The sequence below is a fragment of the Pelistega indica genome (assembly GCF_000506865.1).
Taxonomy (GTDB): domain Bacteria; phylum Pseudomonadota; class Gammaproteobacteria; order Burkholderiales; family Burkholderiaceae_B; genus Taylorella; species Taylorella indica.
Genome location: NZ_AYSV01000007.1, coordinates 26,986 through 35,487 on the forward strand (window position 1 = coordinate 26,986; position 8,502 = coordinate 35,487).

Sequence of the window (8,502 nt, forward strand, 5' to 3'; positions counted from 1 at the left end):
ACGGAGCGAAAAGCCCATGATTCTAGAAGAACTACTCGTTAAAGTCGGTGTTAAGACAGATACAAGAGAGCTAAGTAAACTTGAACTGTCACTTAAAAATTTACCTGCCATTGCGGGTGTGGTGGGGGCAGTAGCAGCTGCCTCTATTGCTGGGCTTAGTGCTTTTGTGAGTATGAGTTTAAATGCGCTTGATTCTATCCACCAACTATCAAATGAAACAGGCGTTGCGGCGGATAAAATTTATCTGTTAGGCAAAGTGGCAGAACTTAACGGCTCATCTGTTGAAGCAGCAGAAGCCTCTTATAAAGGCTTATCTAAGGCGATTGGTGAAGCGGCTAACGGTATCGGCCTTGGAGCTAAAGCTTTTGAGAACTTTGGTATTAAAGCTAAAAATGCAGACGGCTCAGTACGTGATGCCTCTGAAGTCTTAGAGGATATTCGAGAGAAGATGCAAGGCTTAAGTAATCAACAACAAATTGCGATGTTGGCGAAGATTGGTATTGATGCATCATTAATTCAGACTTTACGTCTCACCAATGAAGAAATGGCTGAGGCGTTATCCAACGCAGAAGCTTTAAGCCTAGGGGTTGGTACACAGGAGAATGCAGCAACAGCAGCCGCTTTTCAAGACTCTCTTGCAGAGGTCGGTCAAATTGCAAAAGGGGTGGCAGAGTATTTTTCTCTTCGACTCGCTCCAGCACTTATGCGAATTATCGGATTATTTCGCGATTGGTTTATCGAAAATAACCAGTTAATCAGAAATGGATTAAGTATTTTTGCAGGAATTTTGGCTGGCGCGATTGATGTTATTAGTGCATTAGCAAATGTACTCAATACTATTATTGGAGGAACTATTGGCTGGAAAAATGCACTCTATGGTCTAGTGGCTGTCTTTGCAATTGTCAAAAAAGCATGATCATGGCTTTTATAACTAATCCTATTGCGTGGGTAGTGGCAGCGATAGTTGGATTAATCCTGCTGATTGATGATTTTATCGTTTATATGCAGGGAGGAGAAACAGCACTCGGTGATTTTTGGGAGCCTTTGGCTAAAGGGGTTGATAAGGTTATCGAGATCATTGATGAGCTAAGACCTATCATCGCTGAAATAGCGGAGTGGTTTAAGCCTATTGTTGACTTAATGGTTGAGCAGCTCAAGACAGCTTTTAACATTATCGGTAATCTATTTAACTTACTGGTTGGGATTTTTACACTAAACGGTGAGGTAATTTCAGAGTCTATCCAGGGACTGATAACAAATATTGTTTCGTTATTTACAAATGGCTTTGAAGGACTGACATACATCTTTAACGGATTATGGACATTTATCCAAGGCTTTTTTGCGCTTTTACTGGATGGCATTGAGTCTTGGTGGGATGATTTTCTTGCTTTATTCAATGTCGAAAGTATTGGTGAGCTTTTTGATAAGGTATGGGATTTTATTACAGCACCATATCGTAAAGCGTTTGATTGGGTGAAATCAAAATGGAATACCTTTAAATCAACGTTTACTTTCAATTGGCTAAAGTCTGCTTTTAATCAGGTTTGGAACTTGATTACAGAGCCATATCGTAAAGCGTTTGATACGGTCAAAAAAGCTTGGGGTATTTTTGCAGAATCAGGGTTTTCTTTTGAAGGTCTAGTTAATGCTTTTAGTTATGTGATAGAGGTTATTACAAAACCATTCAAAGATGCTTGGGATCTAGTTAAGCAAGAATGGAAAGTATTATCAAATAGTGGATTTTCTTTTGAAGAGTTAAGCAAAACATTTAGTAAAGTTATAGATGTTATCACCGCCCCATTTGATGCTGCTTTTGGATGGGTTAAGGAACAATACAACAAGTATATTCAGCCAATTATTGATTCTATTTCAAGCATAGAGTTACCAAGTTGGCTTGGTGGTGGGGGGAAAACGGTAGAGCAACATATTCAACAGGGGGGGAAAACAGTTATACGCCCTGATGGGTCATTGGCTATACCTATTACAGATAACGCCAAGGCTGGAGCGGTTAATAATACGACTAATAACAATACTCAAGTAAAAAATGATACTAGTGTAAATATTAATCTTACAACGACCAATACTACCAAGGGGGATGCTTTAATGATAGGCAATGAAGCAGCAACAGCAGTTCGTAACGTACAAAGCTCTATATTAGCTTAGGAGTAGTAATGTTTAATTTTGTGAGTGTTTCTAATCACGCTATTGGTGAGATTGTGTTGGATGTGATAACAAGTGAGGAGCATGAATCTGAACTTGTTATCACAGAAAATCCAATTGAAAGTGGTGCACAAATTGCAGACCATGCTTATTTAAACCCTAAGGTAGTGACGATTATAGGAACAATGGTTGACCACAATCATCAATCACCTTTGGGTGTTTTAGGTAATTTCCCTTTTTTGCGTGGGGAAATGGATTTTCTCAATCAATTGCCCTTGCCTGTGAACGTCGCTAACTATACTGCTAATGCATTAGGTAAATTAGCAGGGGTAGCGGGTCGTTTTGGTGCAGTAGCAGGCACTCTTAATCAAGTGCGAGCATTGGCGCCATGGATGCCTTGACTTTAATTTGACAGATTTATTGGGGGGGAGCGGTGATAGCCGAGTGCAAAAATGCTATGCCGATTTAGTACAGTCTCAAAAGTCTGGTGAGCCTATTGAAATAAATACTGGTGTGAGTTTGTACAAGAACATGCTCATTCAGAAAGTAGCCGTATCTCAGGATAAGCTAGGCAGTGCAGTTTTTACAATCACAGCTCGTGAAATTTTTATTGTCGATACGGCTTACGTAAAGACAGAGGGGAGTGCTAATGGTAGCAAAGGCTCTGCTACTAAAAACAAAGGTCCTAGTGGAAGTAGTAAAAGTGGACGAGCTGCAACCCAATCAGCCAGTAAGACGCAAGTCGGAAGTACTCAAGCGACAAATACTCTTAAATCTATTTTAAATGAGTTGGTTAGGCTCTAGTGGAAGGAGGCAGAAATAATGTATTTAGTGCCTATTTTAGTAGGAGTTTCTTACCAAGAGCAAGTTCTGGACTTTGAAGGGATGAAAATCAGAATAACGTTGAAATATAACAGTGTTTGTCGATTTTGGACGATGGATGTTTTTGAGATTAGATCAAAACAAATGCTTGCTCAAGGGTTAAGTTTGGTATGTGGTATTCCTCTGTTGAATAGAACCTTACAGTCATTCGAGATGTTTGTATCAGATGAGTCAGGAGAGAACCTAGATCCGATTGAACTATCAGACTTGGGCTCCAGAAACCTTTTATTTATTGATTTAAAAGAAAGATTATGAAGCAATACGGAAGACGCTGGCAAGTGGAAATCATCGGTGATGAGAATACCTTGATAGTAGATAAATTGCGGGTAGGGTTTGAGGTGGATAAAACCATTAACGAAAAACCCAATCCTGCTTTTATTCGAATTTGGAATTTAAATCGAGACCACCTTAACCAGTTATTAAGCAAGGAATATAAGCGTATTGTCTTGTCGGCAGGCTATCAAGAATTACGTCCTATCTATAGTGGTGACATTACAAAAGTAAAGGTTATGCGCGAGGGTGTGGACTTTGTACTTGAGATAGAGAGTGCTGATGGTTTTAAAGATTACACCACAGCTAGGTCTAGTGTAACGTTAAAAGCAGGCGCTACTGACGAAGAAATTATCGCAGAAGTACAAAAGACTATGCCGAATGTTAAGCGGGGGGCATTGGATTTTCCGAACAAGCGAAAACTTCCTCGAGGTCGAGTGCTTAACGGTGACTCTCGGGCTATCTTAAGAAAGATTGCTGTGAATAATAAAGCAGACTGGTCTATTCAAGATGGGGAGCTTATTTTTCTACCTAGAGATAAGGTGCTAGATACCGAAGCTGTTCTTTTATCGCAAGATACTGGTTTGATTGATTCACCAGAACAGACGGATGATGGCTTAGAGTTGACCTGTTTGCTTAACCCATTATTACAAATCGGCGGAATGGTGCGCTTAGAGTCTATTCTTGAGTTTTTTAATGGTGAGTATAAGATTGTTAAACTGGCTCATACAGGAAATAGTATGGATAGTGAGTGGCACAGTAAGATGACTGTGGTTGGTGGTAAGTTCCAAAAAATGGAAGATAAAGGGAGTAAGAAAAAATGAGTGATTATAGTTACCACAATGCAACAGTCGAATCAGCGGTTGACGCACAGACTGAAAAAGCGATTAAAGATATCCATACATCATTGCCTGCCAAGGTAATTGATTTCAATTCTACTTTACAAACAGTCACTTTAGCTGCACAAGTAAAGCAGATTTTGATAGATGGAAAAACGGTTCAAATCCCTCCATTGATGGATGTGCCTGTGAACTTTCCTCGAGGAGGTGGATTTGCAGTAACTTTTCCATTACAAGCAGGTGATGAAGGTATTGCTATTTTTAGTGAACGCTGCATTGATGGATGGCATACTTCAGGTAAAGCTACAGAACCATTGGATTACCGCTTTTGTGACTTATCTGATGCTATGTTTATCCCAGGTATTTGCTCACGCCCTAATACGATTAAAGGATTTTTTACTGATGGGTTGTCATTACAGACATTAGATGGCAGCACATTTATCAGGATTACAAATGGAAAAATTCTTATCAAGGGGGAAATAGAACAGAACGGAGGTTTTGTAAGTAGTGCAGACGTAGTAGCGAGTGGCATTTCTTTAACAAACCATGTTCATGGGGGGGTGTCATCTGGTGGCTCTAAAACATCAGGTCCACAATAGGGAGTTTTCATGAGAGTTAGACGGTTAGACAGTAATCATGATTGGACTTTTGGTTCAGGCTATTCAAATTATGCACAAGACTCAGAAGCTATTGCTCAAGCTGTTAAAACACGCCTTTGGTCATTTAAGGGTGATTGGTTTTTAGATTTAGAACATGGAATTCCTTGGTTTGAACAGATGGAGAGGGTGGATTTAAAACGCTTAGAAGTTCCATTGATGGCGTATATTCTAGAGACGGATGGCGTTAAGCAAATAGATAGTTTCACCATGACACACGATAGTGAAAACAGGAAATTATTGATAGAGGTGTCTTATACAGATATTTTTGAATGAAAAAAATTCAATTAATAACCGTTAGTTATAAACATACTAACGGTTTTTTTATTTGGTGAGTGATATGGCAACAGTAACAAAGTATGGAATTGTCACAGAAAGACTTGATGAGATTATTCAAAAATTTAGTGATGGTTTTAGAGCAATTTATGGGCAAGCTATAAATATTGACCCAGACAGCCCAGATGGTCAAATGATTGGATTAATTTCACAAATTAAAGTTGATTTTGAGGAACTTTTAGAAAATGTCTATAAACAGCTTGACCCCTACCGAGCGACAGGCGTTTGGTTGGAGCAACGTGCGGCTTACTCTGGGATTGTACGAAGAGAAGCGAAGAATAGCTATTTGTACTCCGTTATTTTGACTGGGGATCCGTACACGGATATCCCTGCTGGATTGGTCTTGGTTGACGAAAACAAGAATAGATGGACGCTCGTTAAAGCAACACAGCTTAATTCTTTAGGTTCTGCACGAGGTGATTTTCGTAGCGAAGAACTGGGGGCATTCTTTGTGAAAGAGGGTGATAGCTTAGAAATTGAAACGGTAATCGTTGGTTTAAATAAAGCGGTGGCGTTTCAAAATGCGGTATTAGGCCAAGAAGAAGAGACGGATGTTGAATTAAGACAGCGTCTTTTTTTATCGCATGCACAAAATGCCGTAAACAGCTGCGAGGCTATCCGAGCAAAGTTGCATGGCTTACGTGATGTTGAACAGGTGCTTGTTCTAGAAAACACCAGCAATGATACAGATAGCCAAGGCGTTGAGGGGCATTCCATCAATGCCATTATTATTGGTGGTGATGATAATGCCATCGCTGAGGTCATTTACGAAAACAAAGGTGCAGGAGCTGGCTTACAAGGTGCAGTAGAAGTTAATCTACTCACAGAAAAAGGCAACAGACTGATTAAGTTTGATAGAGCTACTGTTATGGATATATATATTAAAGTTGTCATTGTACGAGAAACTGACTTTACTCAAGTTGATACGGATCAATTAAAAGCAGAGTTGGCCAACCTGAAGTTTGATATTGGACAAGACGTTGCATTAAGTCGATTGTACTCACCTATTAATAAAATTGATGGATTTTGGGTGCGAGAGCTTAAGGTAGGCAAGACAGCGGAGAGTCTGGGGACGAGTAATTTGTTTATTGGTATCAGGGAAGTGGCTCGGGTACTTGAGGGTAAGCGTAATTATGCTTACTTAGATGTGGTCGGTGTACCTACGATATGTTATGGACATACACAAGGTGTAAATCTTGGCGACTACATGAATGATGAGGAGTGCTTAACATTATTAAGAAATGATTTGAACGTGTATTACAAGGCCGTTGTTGATAGTGTGACTGTACACATGAGTGAAGTACAGACTGCAGCATTGGTCAGTTTTGTTTATAACGTTGGAATTAGTGCATTTAAGAAATCTACATTACTTAAAAAATTAAATGCTGGAGATAGGATAGGGGCTTGTGATGAATTAAGGCGGTGGGTGAACGCAGGAGGGAAACCTTGGAAAGGCTTAATCAATCGCAGAGAAGTAGAACGTTGGATGTGTCAGCTTTAATTTCTTTAAAACATATTAATGGCGTTCAATAAATGTTCTCATTAATAATACATAAAAGAAAACCAAAACTGCGGGAACAGCTTTGGTTTAGAGATTAACCTTCAAATAAATGAATATGATGGAGACCATCACAAGTGAATTTTAACATAGATTTAAAGGTGGAAAAAGTGCTAGAAAAGTATGAGAAATCCTCAAGAGTACGCACATTAATCAATAGGTTGGTATTTATATTATTTCTGTTTGTTTTTGGAACATTTATTTCGGCTATTCGATGGTGGTGATATGTATAAAAAATATCTAATCGGATCAGGAGCAGTCATTTTGACTGCTTCTTTTTGTTTATACGTATGGGCAGTATCAATATGGAATCGGTAAGAAAGACGCAGAGACGGCTCAATATTTAGCTGATTTAGAACAGTTTAAAAATCAGGTAAAGCAGTTACAGTCGGTATCTGCTCATATCTCGCTGACATCTGAACGTCTAAATTCATTAACTAACGATATTATTAAGGATTACAATTATGAAGTTATTCAAAATCCTCTGTCTGCTGATTGTTTTATGTCTAATGGCAGGATGCGCCTCATCAACGACATCATTAAGGAGAGCACCACTACCCGTCAATCTAGCGCAGGGGTGCCCAGAAATCCAATCATTAAGCAGTAATTCATGGGACGCACTCGCACAGTCTTATATTCAATTAGTACGTGATTATACAGACTGTGCAATGCGCCATGAGGCGGTGGTTAGAATGTGGGGTGAGTAGTAAGTTATCTCATCAACGCTTCTTTCATGCAAGGGAAGATGTGATGCATTCTATCCCACGGTTCTGTATAGCCGTAGATTGGGCTATGCTTTTTACCTTCTGGTGGGCATTGAGCAAGAATTTTTTCAAATAAAGGCAGTCTTTCTAATAGACTGTAGAAGTTCAGACTTCATCTGACAGTTCCCCGTTTGACAAGCGGTGTCTGTCAGATTAGATTTAGCTCATGCTTTTTGCTGTTCCAAATCTGTTTACCATCAATCAATGTTTCTATGGGTGTTCGCCCACAGCACATCTTTCCTTGATGAGTTCGTTCATTATTATAGAAATCAAGCCATTCGTCTAGGTCTTTTTGCAAACTATCTAAATCAGCATAGAGTTTTTTGCGGAACGTTACTTGATAAAACTCCTGCAAAATGGTCTTATGGAAGCGCTCGCAAATACCATTGGTTTGAGGTGATCGAGCCTTAGTCTTTGTATGCTCAATTTCATTAATAACTAGATAAAGCTCATAATCATGATGCTCTACCTTACCGCAGAACTCTGTTCCTCTATCTGTCAGAATGCGTAATACAGGTAAATCATGCTCTGCATAAAAAGGTAATACACGATCATTAAGTAAGTCTGCAGAAGTAATAGGGGTTTTAGAGGTGTATAGCTTACAATGCGCTACTTTACTGTAAGTATCGACATATGTTTGCTGATAAATACGTCCTACCCCTTTTAAATGCCCCACATAAAAGGTATCTTGTGAACCCAAATAGCCAGGATGCGCGGTTTCAATCTCACCCATGGCTTGCTCTTCATCTTTCTTGCGTTCAAGAGCTTGTATTTGTTGCTCATTCAGAATAATTCCTTCTTGCTGTACTTTCGCCTCTAAGGCGTTTAGACGTTTGGTAAAGTTCTCCAAGTTGTGCCGCAACCAAACGGAACGAACACCACTAGGTGATACAAATATTCCCTGTTTACGCAACTCATTGCTAATTCTTAGTTGACCATAGGCAGGATAATGAATCGCCATCTCTATCACCGCTAACTCAGTGGCTTCGTCCACTCTATTTTTAAGGTTAGGCACCCGTCTATKACGMTSAATCTGA

11 protein-coding genes are annotated in these 8,502 nt (G+C 39.5%); 10 read left to right on the top strand and 1 reads right to left on the bottom strand.

Going from position 1 to position 8,502, the window contains the following annotated elements:
- Positions 1–16 precede the first annotated feature (16 nt).
- The 10 genes from V757_RS27325 to V757_RS0113060 all read left to right on the top strand — a co-directional run bounded on the left by V757_RS27325 (position 17) and on the right by V757_RS0113060 (position 7,408).
- Complete coding sequence (locus V757_RS27325; protein ID WP_052019177.1) at positions 17–916, top strand: phage tail tape measure protein; 900 nt, start codon at positions 17–19, stop codon at positions 914–916.
- A 2-nt stretch (positions 917–918) separates the two neighbouring features.
- A complete protein-coding gene (locus V757_RS27330) occupies positions 919–2,163 on the top strand; it encodes a phage tail protein (RefSeq protein WP_052019182.1) in 1,245 nt (414 codons plus the stop codon).
- Positions 2,164–2,171: 8 nt separating this feature from the next.
- Entirely contained in the window at positions 2,172–2,561 is a 390-nt protein-coding gene (locus V757_RS28780; RefSeq protein ID WP_218184459.1) for a phage baseplate protein, read from the top strand.
- Between the two features lie 7 nt (positions 2,562–2,568).
- Positions 2,569–2,964, top strand: a complete 396-nt coding sequence (locus V757_RS28785) for a phage baseplate protein (protein WP_218184460.1) — start codon at positions 2,569–2,571, stop codon at positions 2,962–2,964.
- 18 nt (positions 2,965–2,982) lie between these two features.
- Positions 2,983–3,297, top strand: coding sequence for a phage baseplate plug family protein (locus V757_RS16430; RefSeq protein ID WP_023949028.1), 315 nt, complete (start codon positions 2,983–2,985; stop codon positions 3,295–3,297).
- The gene (locus V757_RS16435) at positions 3,294–4,136 is read left to right on the top strand and encodes a phage protein (protein WP_023949030.1); all 843 of its coding nucleotides are present in this window, start codon (positions 3,294–3,296) and stop codon (positions 4,134–4,136) included. Before V757_RS16430 ends, V757_RS16435 begins: the two co-directional genes overlap by 4 nt.
- Positions 4,133–4,750: a Gp138 family membrane-puncturing spike protein gene (locus tag V757_RS16440; RefSeq protein WP_023949033.1), complete on the top strand. Its 618-nt coding sequence runs from the start codon at positions 4,133–4,135 to the stop codon at positions 4,748–4,750. Before V757_RS16435 ends, V757_RS16440 begins: the two co-directional genes overlap by 4 nt.
- 9 nt (positions 4,751–4,759) lie before the next feature.
- A complete protein-coding gene (locus V757_RS16445) occupies positions 4,760–5,083 on the top strand; it encodes a contractile injection system sheath initiator (protein ID WP_023949035.1) in 324 nt (107 codons plus the stop codon).
- A 64-nt stretch (positions 5,084–5,147) separates the two neighbouring features.
- Complete coding sequence (locus V757_RS0113050) at positions 5,148–6,644, top strand: glycoside hydrolase family protein (protein ID WP_081710601.1); 1,497 nt, start codon at positions 5,148–5,150, stop codon at positions 6,642–6,644.
- Between the two features lie 521 nt (positions 6,645–7,165).
- On the top strand, positions 7,166–7,408 hold the full coding sequence (locus V757_RS0113060) for a hypothetical protein (RefSeq protein ID WP_031274006.1): 243 nt from the start codon (positions 7,166–7,168) through the stop codon (positions 7,406–7,408).
- Positions 7,409–7,613: 205 nt separating this feature from the next.
- On the opposite strand, the gene V757_RS16450 is transcribed toward V757_RS0113060, so the two are convergent.
- Positions 7,614–8,502, bottom strand: an 889-nt coding sequence (locus V757_RS16450; protein WP_023949037.1) for an IS481 family transposase, incomplete at its 5' end; no start/stop codon positions are given.

Excerpts from the sequence above, each read along its gene's own strand:
- V757_RS27325 (WP_052019177.1), top strand. The coding sequence starts at position 17 with ATGATTCTAGAAGAACTACTCGTTAAAGTCGGTGTTAAGACAGATACA.
- V757_RS27330 (WP_052019182.1), top strand. The coding sequence starts at position 919 with ATGGCTTTTATAACTAATCCTATTGCGTGGGTAGTGGCAGCGATAGTT.
- V757_RS28780 (WP_218184459.1), top strand. The coding sequence starts at position 2,172 with ATGTTTAATTTTGTGAGTGTTTCTAATCACGCTATTGGTGAGATTGTG.
- V757_RS16430 (WP_023949028.1), top strand. The coding sequence starts at position 2,983 with ATGTATTTAGTGCCTATTTTAGTAGGAGTTTCTTACCAAGAGCAAGTT.
- V757_RS16435 (WP_023949030.1), top strand. The coding sequence starts at position 3,294 with ATGAAGCAATACGGAAGACGCTGGCAAGTGGAAATCATCGGTGATGAG.
- V757_RS16440 (WP_023949033.1), top strand. The coding sequence starts at position 4,133 with ATGAGTGATTATAGTTACCACAATGCAACAGTCGAATCAGCGGTTGAC.
- V757_RS16445 (WP_023949035.1), top strand. The coding sequence starts at position 4,760 with ATGAGAGTTAGACGGTTAGACAGTAATCATGATTGGACTTTTGGTTCA.
- V757_RS0113050 (WP_081710601.1), top strand. The coding sequence starts at position 5,148 with ATGGCAACAGTAACAAAGTATGGAATTGTCACAGAAAGACTTGATGAG.
- V757_RS0113060 (WP_031274006.1), top strand. The coding sequence starts at position 7,166 with ATGAAGTTATTCAAAATCCTCTGTCTGCTGATTGTTTTATGTCTAATG.